Below are 16,052 nucleotides of genomic sequence, written 5' to 3'. Positions count from 1 at the left end.
GCGTTTGGTTAGTCCAGCGACGCGATGATGGCGCGCAATGTCTCGATGCCCAGGCCTTTTTCCGAGGATGTCAGCACCATTTCCGGAAAGGCCGCCGGGTGTTTGGACAGTGCGCTTCGCACTTGCGTCAGCATCTTCTCGCGGTCTTTTTCCTTGACCTTATCAGCCTTTGTCAGAACCGCCTGAAATGTCACAGCGGATTTGTCCAGTAGCGACATGATCTCGTCGTCCACAAGTTTCACGCCGTGGCGGGCGTCGATCAAAACGAAGGCGCGGCGCAGGTTTTGACGCCCCGAGAGGTAAGATTTCAGCAGCCGCTGCCATTTCTCGACCACCTTTACCGGTGCGTTGGCATAACCATAGCCGGGAAGGTCCACCAGATAGGGGCCGTTGGTCGTCGTGAAGAAGTTAATCTCTTGCGTCCGGCCCGGCGTGTTTGACGCGCGTGCAAGCCCCTTACGGCCCGTCAAGGCGTTGATCAGGCTTGATTTCCCAACGTTCGATCGCCCGGCGAAGCATACCTCGATCCGGTCTGGGTCGGGTAGTCCGTCCATCGCCACAACACCTTTCAGAAAGTCAGTGTTAGCGGCAAATAGCAGGCGGCCCGCTTCACGTTCCGGTGCGTCCGGGTCTTCTGCCAAGGGGAAGGGCAACTGGCTCATGCGATCACCTGCACCGGACTGTCGACATGGACGATACCGGGTCTTACGACGTAGCCGTAGACGCCGAACTCCTGATGACCCCAGCCTTGCTTCAGCGCCCCCAATGTATCTGCGTCACGCTCGCCCGTGCGCGTATTGGCTGTGGTGGCAAGGCAACGTGTAATCTCTTCGCGGACCTCCAGCTCCGCTTCGCCCACCTGAATATGTTTGCCCACCCAGCTTTTTTCATCCCAGGCCGCAAGTCCGGCCAGCAACAGGTTTCCGCGCCAGCGTTGCGGTGAAAGTTCTTGGTTCAGATGCGCCTCGACCGCTTTATGCGAGGTCAGATTGATCAACGAGATCGAGGGGAAATCTGTGTCCGTCATCCCGCGATCAGCCGCTACAAGCTGCACAGGCGCTGCGCGTTCTGGCGGGCAAAGGGGGGTGACCCACTCGATGAACCGCGCGTTGTCGTCAGGGCGGTCGGGATTGAAGGTAAGGCCGGGCTGGAGCGGATGCGTCAGCGTGATCGTGTTGCTGGTCGCGTCAAAACTTGCAGACAACGCCATCAGCAATGGGGCCTTCGCCCCGCGTGAGAAATTCGAACATGGCGCCCATTCGCCAGTTTCAACCAGCTTCGCAGCTTCATGCGCCACCGCCCATTGGCGATCATGGGGCAGGCATTCACCCACTTTCAGCATGACCTGCAAAAGCGCTTCACGCCCATGCGACTTGATAGGATGTCGCCAGATTTCGGCGACATGCGCCATTATCCCGCGTCCTTCGACTTGCGTTTGAAGGTTTTAAACACATTGCCCAACACGTCCGGCTTATGACCGTGGCTGCGCATGATCGTATATTGCTGGATGAACGTGATCGTGTTGTTCGCGATCCAGTAAACCACCAGACCCGATGCAAACTGTCCCAGCATGAACATGAACACCCAAGGCATCCATGCAAAGATCATCGCCTGTGTTGCATCGGTGGGTGCCGGGTTCAACTTCTGCTGCAACCACATCGAGATACCAAGGACAATCGGCAGAACCCCAAGAGAAACGATCGCCAGAAGGCTTTCCGGACCCGGAGGGGCGTAGGGCAGAAGGCCGAACAGGTTCAGGATTGAGCTGGGGTCGGGGGCTGATAGGTCGTTGATCCAGCCAATCCAAGGCGCGTGACGCAGTTCAAGCGTTACAAAGATAACCTTGTAGAGTGAAAAGAAAATCGGGATTTGCAGAAGGATTGGCAGACAGCCAGAGGCAGGGTTTACCTTCTCGCGCTTGTACAACTCCATCATTGCCTGCTGAAGCTTTGCGCGGTCATCGCCTGCGCTCTCTTTCAACTTCTCCATCTGGGGCTGGAGCTCTTTCATTTTCGCCATCGAGACATAGGACTTATACGCCAAGGGGAACAGAACGGCCTTGATCACCAAGGTCAGGCCGATGATTGCCCAGCCCATGTTGCCGATCACGCCGTTTAGCCAGTGCAGAACCGCAAAAATCGGCTTGGTCAGGAAGAAGAACCAGCCCCAATCGATCGAGTCGACAAATCTGTAAATGCCGTTCTCGTTTTGATAGGCTCGGATGGCTTCCCATTCTTTCGCACCGGCAAACAGGCGTGTCTCGACACTGGCAGATGCGCCGGGTGCCACGTCCTGTGTCTGCATTCTGATCTGGGTCTGGTAAATGTCGGCGCTGTCAGCATAGCGCACCACCGATGTGAAACCTTGCCCGGGTTCCGGGATCAGCGTGGTCATCCAGTAATGGTCAGTGAAGCCGATCCAGCCGTTTTCTTGCACCTGTGCGACATCAGCTCTTGCGCCTTCGCGTTCGTCAAATGACAGGTCGGCCACGTCGGAATAATCGGTTTCTTCCAGCTCCTTGTCGACCTGACGAATGATGCCTTCATGAAGGATAAAAAACCCTTTCTGATTAGATGGTTCGCCGTGACGGGCCAAAACGCCGTAAGGGGCCATGCGGTGGGCAGTAGCACTTGTATTCTCGACCGATTGGTTGACCGTGAACATGAAGTTTTCATCAACCGACACAGTGCGACGGAAGGTCAATCCGTTGCCATTGTCCCAGCGCAACGTAATCGGGGTTTGCGAGGTTAGCTTTGTACCGTTCTCAACCGACCAGATTGTGGTTGGGCCGGGGACGTCCTCCAGCGCGGTCTGTCCGCCAGGGGTCCAGCCATAAAGCGCGTAATAGGCCTCGGGCTCGCCAGTGGGGTGCAGCAGTTTAACGATGTCGCTCTCTTTCGAGAGTTCGACGTGATAATCCTTTAGCTTAAGATCATCGAAGCGACCACCCAGCAACGAAATTGAGCCGGACAGGACGGGTGTGTCGATTTCGACGCGCCCGACATTGGCTTGCTCGGCCGAAACATCTGTGGTGGTGGCTGCCGTGGCGGCCGCGCTGTTGGTTTCAGGCAGCGTCGGGACAACTTGACCTTCGGCTGCGACCTGCTCTGTTGGGGCGCTGTCTTGGACAGGTTCTGCAGGTGGAAACAAGATCATCCATCCAGTGATGACGAGAAAACTCAGCACTGTTGCGAGGATTAGGTTCTTGTTCTGGTCGTCCATAGGGCCCCACCACTCATCAATTTCGGTCAGAGTGGTTCAACAGGGCAGGGCACAAAAGGTCAAGCAGTTTTAAGTCGCGCGCCGTTGGGATGCAGGTGTTTCGCGGCATCATGCGAGCTTGGGAACAACCCTTTGTGTCGTTAATTTTGGCTCATGGGCTTTAACCCAGTCCAGAAAGGCCTGCGCGGGCATCGGTTTGGCAATTGAATAACCCTGCGCATGATCGCAACCCAATGCCGCAAGCTTCATATGCTCGCCATGTGTTTCGACACCTTCCGCGACGGTCCCAACATTAAGTTGATCGGCAATGGTCAGAATCGCCGAGATCATGTTTTTCTGGTCGGTATCGGTGTCGATATGGGTCACGAAGGACCGGTCAATCTTGATACGGTGTACGTTGAAACGTGAAATGCTGGCGATCGACGCGTTGCCGGTCCCAAAGTCGTCAAGGTCGATCTTGCACCCCAAGTCCGCCAACGCGTTGATGTTGTGTCTGGCGACGTCGTCTTCGGTTTGTGCGACAACGGTTTCAAGGATTTCGATCACCAACCGATCGGGTTGCGTGTCAAACCGGTCCAGCTCCCATTTGATTTTCTCTGATAGGTTTGGGTTGTTCAGTTCTTCGGCGGAGATGTTGATCGCCACGGCGGGAACGTCCACGCCTTGGCGGTCCCAGTCCTGCAGGGCAGAAAGCGCACCAAACAACACGACCTCGCCCAACCGTTCCAAAAGCCCAGCCTTGGCGATAGCGGGCAAAAAGGCTCCGGGCGCGATCAGCCCCATTGTCGGGTGCTGCCAACGTACCAACGCCTCGCACCCCGTGACGTGCCCGGTCTTGACACAGACCTGAGGCTGAAACCACGGCATAATCTCGCCTGTATCAAGGGCGCGGCTTAGTTCATCACGATTATGTTCGCTGCGTTCGACACGTGCAGTCATCCCGTTCGAAAAGGCGCGAATAGACCCCGGCCCGGCCAACAGCGCGGCACCAAGCGCACTTTCGGCGGCGGCCAACAGCGCCTCTCCGGTTGCTTCCGGTGCGCGGCTTGGCAAGGCAAACCCGACGCAGGAGGACAGAAGCACGCGTGATTGATCAATCGAGATCGGTTCGCTGACCGCTGCCTGAAGTCGTGCGGCCAGTTGTAGCGTGGCTTCCAGATCAACGCGTTGCCGTCTGTCAATCGAGACGCCGAACCTGCCAGCGCCCAATGCGCATACCAAATCCGTGTCACGCAACGTCGCTCGCAGCCGATCTGACGTCGCCCTGAGGACCTGACGGATGCCTTCTGTGCCCAATTGTGCGGTCAGCTTCTGGATATCATCTATCTCCAAAGCGAGGCAGGATTTTTCGTATTCCGCATCGCTTGCGAAGCCGCGGTCCAGTTGCTCAAGCAGTTTTGGCCGCGGTGGTAACCCAGTGATCACGTCATTTTTACGCTGTTTTGGCGGTGCGGGACGCGTCAAAGCCCCGCCAATGGCAAGAAGGCCGGGGAACAGGATGGCGACAAGCACCATCAAATGCTCCCCTCCATACCAATATGCCGTGATCATGATCGCGGGCAGGAAAGCGGCCAGATGAGGTGCCGTCAGAATTGCGCGCACGCGCCGCTTCACTTGTTCGCCACCCTGAACTAACGCCATGACAGGTTCCTTTTGTCGCGGATCACACACAAAGGGCCCGCGTTCATAAACACGCGCCCGGTCCAAGGACAAACTAGGAACATGTGGTCAATCAGATGTTAACGCGCGTCGGAAAATTAGAGCGAATTGTCTTGACCCGCCGGGTGTGTGCAAGATAATCCTTTGAAGTCAAACAGTTGCGGGTCCAGCAGATGGCTTGGGCGCGTGTTCATCAGGGCTTTGAACATGATTTGGCGGCGGCCGGGAAAGTTAGTCTCCCACCCATCGAGGATCTTCTTGACCTGCTGACGTTGCAGCCCGTCTTGTGACCCGCAGAGGTCACAAGGAATGATCGGATAACCCATCTGGGTGGCGAACTTCTCGCAATCCGCCTCGGCCACATGGGCAAGGGGGCGATAGACGAACAAGTCGCCTTCCTCGTTCACCAATTTTGGTGGCATCGTCGCCATCCGCCCGCCGTGAAACAGATTCATAAAGAAGGTTTCAAGGATATCATCGCGGTGATGGCCCAGCACAACGGCCGAACACCCTTCCTCGCGCGCGATTCTATAAAGGTTGCCGCGACGCAGGCGCGAACAAAGCGCGCAGAACGTCCTGCCCTGCGGAATTTTGTCCATGACGATAGAATATGTGTCTTGGTATTCTATCCGATGCGGAACCTGCATCTTTGCAAGAAACTCGGGCAATACCGTGGCCGGAAAGCCGGGCTGCCCCTGATCAAGGTTGCAAGCTAAAATTTCGACCGGAAGAATGCCGCGCCATTTCAGCTCGTAAAGCGCGGCCAACATCGTATAGCTGTCCTTGCCGCCGGACAGGCAGACCAGCCATTTCGCGCCGCGCTCCACCATACCGTATTGATCCAAAGCCTCGCGCACATTGCGCACGATCCGTTTGCGCAGCTTCTTGAATTCGGTGGTCGAAGGCGCGCCGTGAAAAAGCGGGTGGATGTCGTCCAGGTCGTTGCTGATAAGATCGGTCATGGACGGGCGTCTAAGCGCTTTCACTGCACCTGGCAAGCATTGCGAAGGCGTGATGGATGCCCCGCAGCAAAGGCCGCGGGGCATTGGGGTTACAGTCGCAGGCCGCGCAACCTTGGCGGAGGGTGGTCGGGCGCAAGCCCCACGTCGCGACGCAGGTGGTCGGACAAGTGGTCCGTGCGCGGTCGCCGGCGGCGCCGTGTTGCAAGGTTCGCGACCAGCACACGCACGACGCGCCATGCGCCGTGATGTGTGACAAGATCGTCAACGAGATTGTTGAGCCGCAGCGGCTCTGACTGAATATTCGAGTCCATCATGGGTTGGATACCGATGCGAATATCGGCCCTCTTGTTTTGAAGTTATGGTTGCGACATCCCAAAAACAGACGTGATCGCAGACGCAATTCGGGCGTCAGGACAGGATGAGTTTCGAGACGAGAGAAAGCCTGACTACAGGCGTTGAATTGGGGCGGTCAGTCTCGCGACGCGAAGGTCACGAAGTTTAGCAGCCCCAAAGCACCGCAAGGTCACAGGCAAGGTGAAAAGCGCTGGTATCTATCATGAAACGCCTCCTTCTTGCTCTAGCGTTGCGGATGGGGGCTTATAGCGCAAACAGCGAAAAAATCAACGGGCGTGGCAACCGGGCCACTTGGTGTGGCGATGTGGACACAGGGCGGTCAGTGCGAGTGGTCGTGATCGCAGCCCGGTTGATCGTCCGGCACTGGGTCATAGCCGCACGACCCCCATGGGTTACAACGCGCAATCCGTTTGGCTGCAAACCAGCCGCCCTTAATCGCCCCATGCTTTTGCAGGGCTTCCAACGCGTACGCGCTGCAGGTGGGCTGATAGCGGCAGTTGAACCCAACCCATGGGCTGAAGATCAGCCGATAGGCCCGGATTGGCAGGGACAGGATGAAGGCGGCGGGACTCATGGCTTCTTGCGCGGGGCGTGGATTTGTTCGATGGCGCGGGCAAGGTCCGCTTTCATGTCAACATAAGCACGGCTGGCGGTCTTTTCAGCGCGACCGATCAGCACATAGTCCCAGCCAGGTTTGCCAAGCGACGGCAGCACCTCGCGCGCAATGGCTCTCAAGCGCCGCTTGGCATGGTTGCGCGCCACCGCATTGCCGACTTTTTTAGAGCAGGTGTAACCGATGCGGGTTTGGTCGGCCGGCGCTTTTTCGTCCTCACGGCGACGACGGGCCTGCAACAGAAAGGCAGGCGCAGGCGCGCGGCGGGCACGGGCGGCGTCCAGAAAATCGCGCCGTTCGGTCAAGGTTGCGATCGTGCGATCATTCGCGCAAACGGAAACCGCCGCAGACCCTTCGGTCCCGGCGGTTTTCGATGTGTCAGCTTTGGGCGCAGACATGACTGCGACCCGACGGCTTATGCGCTCAGCGACTTCCGACCGCGTGCACGGCGCGCGTTCAGAATCTTGCGGCCAGCAACAGTAGCCATGCGCGCACGGAAGCCGTGGCGGCGTTTGCGAACCAGGTTCGAAGGTTGGTAGGTGCGTTTCATCGCCCGTCTCCGTCATTTGCGTCCCAATCCCGGTGGATTCGGAGCGTGTGTTATTCGAAGCCCGGTCTATAGGCGGCATTCGAGGGCAAGTCAAATGCCCGATGCATTATTTTTACGCCTTTTGTTACAGGCGGGAACGTTTTCGTCAGCCCCGTTCAAGCACGCGTGATGTGGGTGGGCAAGGGGCGCATTTGCGCTCATCTTGCAGCGAGACCAACATGCTACCCAGCTTATTATGCCATGACGGCACTGGAAAGATCCATGATGATGACCGAACCCAATTCGGAAACCGCGAAAAAGACCCAAAGCCCAATCCTGCGCCGCCTTCCGCTGATCGCGATACTGAGCGTTGCGGCGATTGGCGCGTTTACGCTGCGTGACTACCTCAGCTTTGAAACGCTGGCCGAAAACCGCGAGGCGCTTTTGGCGTTTCGCGATGCAAACTACCTGATGACGGTGCTGGCGTTCATTGCGGCCTATGTGGTCATTGTCGGCTTTTCACTGCCCGGCGCGACGATCGCGACACTTACCGGAGGCTTTCTGTTCTCGACCTTCCCCGGCGTGTTGTTCAACGTCACGGCTGCCACCATCGGGGCCACGATCATCTTTCTGGCCGCCCGTTGGGGTTTGGGTGAAAAACTCGCCGCCAAGATGGAAACAAGCGAGGGCAAGGTGAAAGCGATCAAGGACGGGATCGACGAAAACCAGTGGTCCGTCCTGTTCCTGATCCGCCTTGTGCCGGCTGTGCCGTTCTTTGTGGCCAACCTGATCCCCGCGCTGGTCGGCGTGCCGCTGCACCGGTTCCTGATCTCGACCTTCTTTGGGATCATTCCGGGCGGTTTGGTCTACACCTCGGTCGGCGCTGGGCTGGGCGAGGTTTTTGCCCGTGGCGAAACCCCCGATCTTGGCGTCATCTTTGAGCCTCACATCCTTCTGCCCATCTTGGGACTGGCCGCGCTCGCCGCCCTTCCCATGGTGCTGAAGCGTTTCAAAAAGGGAGCCTGAAATGGCCGAACGTATCAAGGTTGATGTTTGCGTCATCGGGGGCGGATCAGGTGGTTTGTCGGTGGCGTCGGGCGCGGTTCAGATGGGCGCCTCCGTTGTACTGCTGGAAGGTCACAAAATGGGCGGCGACTGCCTGAACTATGGCTGTGTGCCATCAAAAGCGCTGCTGCACGCGGCAAAGTCGGGCATGGGCTGGGACGAGGCCCACGCCCATGTGCGCCAGACCATCGCGACTATTGAACCGCACGACTCGGTTGAGCGGTTCGAAGGGCTGGGCGTGCGTGTCATTCAGGACTATGGCCGTTTTACTTCGCCAACCGAGGTCGAAGCGGGCGACCATATAATCGAGGCGCGCCGCTTCGTGATAGCCACCGGATCGTCGCCCTTGGTGCCGCCCATTCCGGGGTTGGACAAGGTGCCGCATCTAACGAACGAGACCCTTTTTGATTTGAAAGAACAGCCCAAGCACCTGCTGATCATCGGTGGCGGTCCGATTGGCATGGAAATGGCGCAGGCGCATCGGCGGCTGGGCTGTGAGGTGACGGTGATCGAAGGTGCGAAGGCGCTGGGCAATGACGACCCGGAAATGGTCGCGCAGGTGCTAGATGCTCTGCGAGACGAAGGCATCGCCATTGAAGAAGAGGCGCTGGCCGCTGAGGTTCGTGGCAAGGTCGGTGCGATTGAGGTCGAGGTCAAAGACGGGCGCGCCTTCAAAGGCTCGCACCTGCTGGTTGCGGTGGGGCGTAAAGCCAACACCGACAAGCTAAATCTGGAGGCCGCAGGTATTGAGCCCACGCGCGCGGGCATCAAGGTGGACGTGGGCCTGCGCACGACCAACCGCAGGGTCTATGCCATTGGCGACGTGGCGGGTGGGCTGCAGTTTACCCATGTGGCGGGCTATCATGCTGGCGTGATCATCCGGTCAATGCTGTTCGGTCTGCCGTCAAAATCCCGCACGGATCATATCCCGTGGGCCACCTACACCTCACCTGAAATGGCGCAAATTGGTCTGACCGAGGCACAGGCGCATGAGGAACATGGCGACAAGGTCGAAGTCGCACGGTTCGATTTCGCTGGCAATGACCGCGCGATCGCGACGCAGCAAACCAACGGGCTGATCAAGGTCATGGTGGTCAAAGGGCGGCCCGTGGGGGTGTCAATTGTTGGGCCGGGGGCGGGCGAAATGATCAACCTTTGGGTGCTGGCCTTGGCCAACAAGCTGAAAATGGGGCAGATCGCGGCTATGGTCGCGCCATACCCCACGATGGCGGAAGTCAGCAAACGCGCAGCAGGGGCCTATTTCTCGCCGCGACTGTTTGATAACCCTTGGGTTAAGCGGATTGTCGGACTGGTGCAAAAGGTTCTACCGTAAGGACATAAAGGCGGAGCGCGCGACGTGTTGAACACTCTTTCAGGCCGTTTCCTGATCTTGACGACACTGTTCGTCATGCTGGCCGAAGTGTTGATCTTCGTGCCCTCGGTCGCGCGCTTTCGCGAGGATTACCTGAGAACCCGGCTGGAACGCGCGCAAATCGCATCTCTTGTGCTGCTGGCCGACGACATGATCGCCCCGGAACTGGAAGCCGAACTGCTGGAAAACGCCGAGGTCTATAACGTGGTGCTGCGCCGCGACGAGGTGCGCGAGTTGATGTTGTCTTCGCCCATGCCAGCGGCAGTCGATAAAAGCTTTGATTTGCGCCAGTCAACGCCGCTTACCCTGATCCGCGATGCGATGGCGCGCTTGTTTGCACCCGAACCCGAGGTGATCCGCGTGATCGGCGACCCTGTGCGCGCAGGCGGTTTGGTCATTGAAATCACCATGATGACTGGCAAGTTGCGCAGTGCGATGATCGACTACGGCTTGAATATTCTTTACCTGTCGGCGGTTATCTCGGTGATCACCGCCAGCCTTCTGTTTCTGGCCGTGCGCTCGCTTATGGTGCGTCCGATCAAACGGTTGGTCGGCAACATGAAAGACTATGCGATCGACCCGGAAGACGCGCGTCGAATTATCCAGCCCGGAACCAATGTCACCGAACTGCGCGATGCAGAGCTGGCGTTGAAAAGCCTTCAGACGGACCTGACGGGCGCTTTGAAACAAAAAGAACGCCTAGCGCAGTTGGGCGGGGCTATTGCGCGGATCAGTCACGACTTGCGAAACATCCTGACCACCGCGCAACTGTTTGCCGACCGCATGGAAAACAGCGAAGACCCGATGGTCAAACGGGTGGGGCCAAAACTAGTGAACTCGATCCACCGCGCCGTCAGCCTTTGCGAGAACACGTTGACCTTTGGCAAGGCCGAAGAGCCTGCACCGGCATTGGGCTGGATTGGATTGGCCGATTTGGCGAGCGACATATTTGACAGCGAACGGCTTGCAGCGGGCGATCATGACCTTTCGTTCGCCGAGGATATCCCGACCGGTCTTACCCTGCGGGCCGATCCCGAACAGTTGTATCGCGTGCTTTTGAACCTTGTACGCAATGCACGCCAAGCCATCGTCGCAACCGGCAAACCGGGCGAGATCGCCGTGCAGGCGGTTGAGACGGACCAAGACTGGCAAATTCGGGTTGTGGATACCGGGCCGGGACTTCCAAAGATGTCGCAGGAACATCTGTTTCAACCCTTCGCCGGTACCAACCGGAAAGGCGGCTCGGGTCTGGGTCTGGCCATCGCAGCTGAGCTTGTGCGCGGCCATGGCGGCACGCTTGAGTTAGAAAGGTCAGGCCCGGATGGCACGTCGTTCCTTCTGACCTTGCCCAAGGAAGTTGAACACGCTTCTTGATGGGGCATTCAAAGGTCCAGTTCGATCTCACCCTCCGGGTCTGCTGCCCGGCTTTGGCACAGGATCATCGCGTCGTTGCGCTGAGCGTTTGACAGCACGAAATCGCGATGCTCGACCAAGCCTGCGATGACGCCGCATTTGCACACGCCACAAAGTCCGTCCGCGCACTTCACATCCACGTGGATGCCCGCAGCGTTCAGGGCATCAGCAGCGGTCTGATCTTCGTGCACTTCAACCCGACGACCATCTTTCAGTTTGATGGTGAAGGGATGGTTTTCATACTCTGGCTGTTCAGGCGGGTTGAAATACTCCAAGTGCCGCGCGTTTTCGGGGATATCTTGCCGTTCGGCGGCCTCCATCACGGCGCTCATATAACGATCGGCCCCGCAGCAATAAACATGGGTGCCGTGGGGGGCGCCTGCGAGAACCGCATCGAAATCAGCCCGCGTGCCTTCATCCGAGAAATGAAGATGCACATGGTCTGCCCATGGCATGGACGCGAGATCCTTTAGAAAGCCCGCATCCGCGCGACGGCTGGCCGAGTAATGGAGCACGAAATCTGCACCGATGGCGTGCAAGCGGTGGGCAAAGGCGATCATCGGCGTGATGCCGATACCGCCGCCCATCAGCAAGGTTTTTGTCGCACTCTCGTCCAGTTCAAAATGGTTGATCGGCTTGGCGACGAACACTTTGCGGCCCTCGGTGAAAATACGGTGCAACAGCGCCGACCCACCACGGCCATCGGGTTCACGCAGGACGCCGATTTCATAGGTCTTTCGGTCCGCCGGATCGCCCGACAATGAATACTGACGTAGGAAATCCGGCGACACCAGCACGTCCAGATGCGCTCCGGCGGTCCATTCTGGTAGCGGTGCGCCATCAAGGGCGGCGAATTCATATTTGGTAATGTCGCTTGTCATCGGCTCAATCCGGTTGACGACAAGCTGCAACACAGGGGTATCTTCCGAAACCGTATATTGGTTGATCATGGAGCGGTCGCTCGCACCCAGTCGTGCGCGATAATCACGTGCCGGGATCATCGCTTGATACGCGGCGATGCCCGCCTCGCGATCCATCGGGAAGGGATACGGATAGGGCGGCGGGGCCAGCGAGGCGGGATAAACGGCAAGGGTCTGATCTTCGTATCTAAGGTCCAGATCGCGGTTGAGGCCGCGTCTGTTCACCGGGTTGTCTGTTGGGTGATACCCGCCATCCGCGCCCAGCTTCAGATCCCACCACCACTTCTTTATGTCGTTCAACTCGCCATTGCCCACCGCATCGTCCAGCTTGGCCAAGATCGGTGCCGCCCCCGGCAGGTTTGATGCCGCCCACCGGAACGGCGCTTGCGCGAACAGCCCTTCAAGGTTCCAAGGACATGTTTTCATACACCGCCCGCACATCGCACCACCCGGTTGCGTCACGCGATAGGTGGTGCACTTCTGGCTGTCTGATTTCCAGATTTCATACCCGTTGAAAATCAGCTTTGGCCCGGCGGTGATCGCGCCCGACGGGCATTCCCGCGCGCACTTGTTGCAGGCTTCGCAGAACCGTTGCAGACCGAAGTCGATCGGTTTGTCATGCGCTATCGGCATATCGGTCGTCACCACGCCCGACTTCAGGCGCGGGCCGAGATAGGGGTTCAGGATGACCTCGCCAATCCGGCTGACCTCGCCCAACCCGGCCAAAAGAAGCAGAGGCGGTTGCAGGACAGCGCCGTCCATCACGGTATGCGCCTTGGCCGAAAAGCCGAGGTTTCGGATCTGCTGCGCAATCACGCCACCGATTAGGGAAAACCGCAGATAAGCGCGCATGGATTGGCTGACGGCAATCCAGTCATCACCTGACGCGCCCTCCATCGTTTCAAACCCCTGATCCACGATCATCGAAACGGCGTGGTTATGCGGAGGCGTGATTTCGGCCCCCGTCGCGTCGTGGCTGTACCACACCCAGTCCGGGCAGCGGCTGGTGCCCACTGCGTCAATGCTTAGGAAATAACTGGCCGCCTTCAGCGCGGCTGCATTTTCGGTCGGGTCGCTGGGGCGGTGGAGCAGATCGTTGACCGGGCCGTCTTGTAGGGGTGTCAGCACCCCCAAAGCTCGCCGCTGGGCATAGCTTGGTGCCGCCTTGCGCACATAATACCCACCTGACGAACATTCCTGCAGGTGCTTTCCCATGTCCCCAAATTGCGCGCGAGCAAACATGTCGGCGCGTTTAGGTACACGGGCGACGTTTGGCTCGTCGATATAGGTGGTCGGGCTGCCGACCCGTTTTAGGCGTTCAAACGGATGCGCGCCCATCGCATAGTCGCGCTTGGCGTAAGGGTCGCGGTTCAGAGCTGACTTCACGGTTCCGGTGCCAAGCCACCAGGCAGGCCCGTTGGTCTTGTGCCAAGGTTGCTTGTGCAAAGGGGCAAGCGGCTGATCCGGCTGCAGCGCCATCTCAGTGGTCACGGCTGCCAATCCGAACCGCGGGCCAATCCACGGGGCCACAAGCTGGCCATCTTCGACTGTGGTCAATCCTGCGGTAATCGCCAGACGGTTGAGGTCAACATCGGTGGCAGCCCCCGTATGCGCTTTGGCGTCAAACCCCAGAAGGCGGATGTAGTTTGCGATGACAATCGCTGTCTCGGCCCCAAGCAGGCAGGCACGTTGGTCTTGTGCGTCCGTGATCCATTCTGACCCCGGCTCGTCCGGTCTGGGGTCGCGGTGGTATTCATACAAGAACACAAGCGCGTGCCGGTGGGCGCTGACCGGACGACGTGTCGCGCCAAGGCTGTCGCGCAACTCGGCCATCAACGTGTCGATGCCAGCGGCCAGCGTGCGCACCTCGCGGGTGTCAAGCGATGCCACAAGGGCGTCGATACCGCGGTTCGCAATCGGCTGATCCAGCAGATCGTCCGCGTGTATATCCGCGATACCCACCAGTGACGCATCCGAGAAATAGCCAAATGCTTTCAGATGCTCGGCGCGCGTGATGTGATCATCAGGGATGGTGGACTGAACCGGGTTCACGTCGCCATCACGGATCGCATCCAGCGCGGCCTGATAGGGTGCCATCGCATTTACGATGTTTTCGGGCTTGTCGGAGCGATCAAATCGCACAGGCCGTTGTGGTGGAACATTGGATAGGTCCGGTGCTCCGCTCATTCTTTCCAGCCGTTCAAGCGGATAAGGGCCCAGATGGGCCGGGCGGTTTTTGGTGGAAAACAGCCGCATGTCAGTTGGGCTCTGACTTGGTCGCCGGGCCGGTGTATTTGGACAGATATTCTTCGGGGATGTCTTCGTCACCGAACAGGCCCAGCAGAATACCGACGCGGCCTGAGCCTCCTTTGCGCCGCGCCTCGATCTGCGCGTCAGATATGGTGGTGCGTTGGGATTGACGGCGGGCCCACGTGAACAGGTGGTCATAGAGCGTTTCGATGATAGCGGCATGATCCTTGGATGCACCCAGATCGGTCAGTTCATCCGGGTCATTGTGCAGATCGAACAGCATTGGCCGAAACCCACCTTCTGCATGCATCATCTTCCAGCGGTCGGTGGCGATCATGAACAGACGACAATCTTTTGGCGCAAGCCCAAGTTTTGTGGCCGCGCCAGAAGTTGAGAAATCATATTCACTCACCGCAAAGTCGCGCCAGTCTGTGTCGCGTCCTTCCAGAAGTGGCAGCAACGACCGACCTTCAAGGATGTGGCGTGGCACCTCGCCGCCCGCCATCTCGACAAACGTGGCGGCGAGGTCGATCTGTTCGACCAGCTTGTCGCAGACCGTGCCGCGGGTCGCGTCAGCCTGCGCGCGTGGATCGGCGATGATCAACGGCACACGAACCGAGGGGTCGTGAAACAGGTCCTTTTCCCCCATCCAATGATCGCCCAGATAATCGCCGTGATCCGAGGTAAGCACGATCACGGTATCGTCCGCCAGCCCGTTGTCATCAAGATAATCCAGCAGCCGCCCAAGTTGGTCGTCGCATTGCTTGATCAGGCCCATATAGGCGGGGATCACCGTCTCGCGCACCTCGTCGCGCGAAAAGGCTTGCCCGACGCCGCCCTCCATATACGCGCCAAAGACGGGGTGGGGGTCGCGGCGTTCGTCCTCGGACCGAACGACCGGCTTGATGTGGTTATGCCCATACATATCGTGATAGGGCGCGGGCACGATATAGGGCCAGTGGGGCTTGATGAAACTGACATGGGCGCACCACGGGCCTTTGCCTTTCTGTGCCTCGAAAAAGTCAATCGTGCGCCCGGTCAGCCATGGCGTTTCACTGTCTTTTTCGCGGATATTGGCGGGCTTGTCGGCGTGCATCATCAGAAAACCCGATGCGATATCGCCTGCATCCGTTAGGCCCGCATTCGCATTGTCGTGCCACGGGTTATCAGCCGGATATCCTTTGGCTTTAAGGTATTCGTTATAGGGCGAGCGTTTCTGGTCATAAAACCCGTCGGGTCCTTCAGCCCACAAACCGTCGTCCCTGATCCGCACATCAAAGCCGCATTCCTCAACGCGCGCACCGATCACGCTGTCCGGCGACAGGCCAAGGCGCACCATCCCTTCGGCGTCGGCCTTCATATGGGTCTTGCCGATCAACCAGCATGCCATCCCGGCCTTGCGCAGATGGTCGCCCATCGTCATCTCGCCGACCTTCAATGGGAAGTTGTTGTGTGCCGCTCCGTGCGAGGACACGTAACGCCCGGTATATGTGCTCATCCGGCTGGCGCCACAGACGGGCGATTGGCAATAGGCGCGATCAAACCGCACGCCCCGCGCGGCGACCCGGTCGAAATTCGGCGTCTCAAGCGTCGGGTGTCCAGCGCAGCTAAGGTAGTCGAACCGCAGCTGGTCATACATGATGAAAAGGATGTTTGGCGCCATGTGCGGCCCCCTCCGCAAGTCATTCTGTTC

At 58.6% G+C, this 16,052-nt stretch carries 14 protein-coding genes; 3 read left to right on the top strand and 11 right to left on the bottom strand.

Going from position 1 to position 16,052, the window contains the following annotated elements; genetic code table 11:
* Positions 1-8: 8 nt before the first annotated feature.
* The 9 genes from yihA to rpmH all read right to left on the bottom strand — a co-directional run bounded on the left by yihA (position 9) and on the right by rpmH (position 7,360).
* Complete coding sequence (gene yihA / locus MUY35_RS11035) at positions 9-662, bottom strand: ribosome biogenesis GTP-binding protein YihA/YsxC (protein WP_248367999.1); 654 nt, start codon at positions 660-662, stop codon at positions 9-11.
* Positions 659-1,411: an MOSC domain-containing protein gene (locus MUY35_RS11030; RefSeq protein WP_248367977.1), complete on the bottom strand. Its 753-nt coding sequence runs from the start codon at positions 1,409-1,411 to the stop codon at positions 659-661. The genes yihA and MUY35_RS11030 overlap by 4 nt, the downstream gene beginning before the upstream one ends.
* Entirely contained in the window at positions 1,411-3,222 is a 1,812-nt protein-coding gene (yidC, locus tag MUY35_RS11025; RefSeq protein WP_248367975.1) for a membrane protein insertase YidC, read from the bottom strand. Before yidC ends, MUY35_RS11030 begins: the two co-directional genes overlap by 1 nt.
* Before the next feature lie 108 nt (positions 3,223-3,330).
* The gene (locus tag MUY35_RS11020; protein ID WP_248367973.1) at positions 3,331-4,863 is read right to left on the bottom strand and encodes a GGDEF domain-containing phosphodiesterase; all 1,533 of its coding nucleotides are present in this window, start codon (positions 4,861-4,863) and stop codon (positions 3,331-3,333) included.
* A gap of 116 nt (positions 4,864-4,979) precedes the next feature.
* Entirely contained in the window at positions 4,980-5,843 is an 864-nt protein-coding gene (gene ttcA / locus MUY35_RS11015; protein WP_248367971.1) for a tRNA 2-thiocytidine(32) synthetase TtcA, read from the bottom strand.
* 89 nt (positions 5,844-5,932) lie between these two features.
* Entirely contained in the window at positions 5,933-6,157 is a 225-nt protein-coding gene (locus MUY35_RS11010) for a hypothetical protein (protein WP_248367968.1), read from the bottom strand.
* A 359-nt stretch (positions 6,158-6,516) separates the two neighbouring features.
* Positions 6,517-6,771 carry a membrane protein insertion efficiency factor YidD gene (yidD, locus tag MUY35_RS11005; protein ID WP_248367965.1) on the bottom strand — a complete coding sequence of 85 codons (255 nt, stop codon included), beginning with the start codon at positions 6,769-6,771 and terminating at the stop codon, positions 6,517-6,519.
* On the bottom strand, positions 6,768-7,208 hold the full coding sequence (rnpA, locus tag MUY35_RS11000) for a ribonuclease P protein component (RefSeq protein ID WP_248367962.1): 441 nt from the start codon (positions 7,206-7,208) through the stop codon (positions 6,768-6,770). Before rnpA ends, yidD begins: the two co-directional genes overlap by 4 nt.
* Before the next feature lie 17 nt (positions 7,209-7,225).
* Positions 7,226-7,360 (bottom strand): 50S ribosomal protein L34, encoded by a 135-nt coding sequence (gene rpmH, locus MUY35_RS10995; RefSeq protein ID WP_248367959.1) that lies wholly within the window; start codon positions 7,358-7,360, stop codon positions 7,226-7,228.
* 267 nt (positions 7,361-7,627) lie between these two features.
* On the opposite strand from rpmH, the gene MUY35_RS10990 reads away from it, so the two are divergent.
* Genes MUY35_RS10990 through MUY35_RS10980 form a run of 3 tightly spaced genes read left to right on the top strand, consistent with a single transcriptional unit; the run spans position 7,628 to position 11,150 of the window.
* Positions 7,628-8,365, top strand: a complete 738-nt coding sequence (locus tag MUY35_RS10990; protein WP_248368213.1) for a TVP38/TMEM64 family protein — start codon at positions 7,628-7,630, stop codon at positions 8,363-8,365.
* 1 nt (position 8,366) lies between these two features.
* Positions 8,367-9,737 (top strand): FAD-dependent oxidoreductase, encoded by a 1,371-nt coding sequence (locus MUY35_RS10985; protein ID WP_248367956.1) that lies wholly within the window; start codon positions 8,367-8,369, stop codon positions 9,735-9,737.
* Between the two features lie 24 nt (positions 9,738-9,761).
* Positions 9,762-11,150, top strand: a complete 1,389-nt coding sequence (locus MUY35_RS10980; RefSeq protein ID WP_248367953.1) for a HAMP domain-containing sensor histidine kinase — start codon at positions 9,762-9,764, stop codon at positions 11,148-11,150.
* Between the two features lie 8 nt (positions 11,151-11,158).
* Here the strand turns inward: MUY35_RS10980 and MUY35_RS10975 are convergent, their stop codons facing one another.
* Complete coding sequence (locus MUY35_RS10975; protein ID WP_248367950.1) at positions 11,159-14,365, bottom strand: 2Fe-2S iron-sulfur cluster-binding protein; 3,207 nt, start codon at positions 14,363-14,365, stop codon at positions 11,159-11,161.
* A 1-nt stretch (position 14,366) separates the two neighbouring features.
* Entirely contained in the window at positions 14,367-16,022 is a 1,656-nt protein-coding gene (locus MUY35_RS10970) for a sulfatase-like hydrolase/transferase (RefSeq protein WP_248367947.1), read from the bottom strand.
* Between the last annotated feature and the right edge of the window lie 30 nt (positions 16,023-16,052).

The organism is Aliiroseovarius sp. S1339 (assembly GCF_023195695.1).
Classification (GTDB): Bacteria; Pseudomonadota; Alphaproteobacteria; order Rhodobacterales; family Rhodobacteraceae; genus Aliiroseovarius.
The sequence above is the reverse complement of the archived record's forward strand: the minus strand, read 5'-3'. Positions and strand labels throughout refer to the sequence as shown.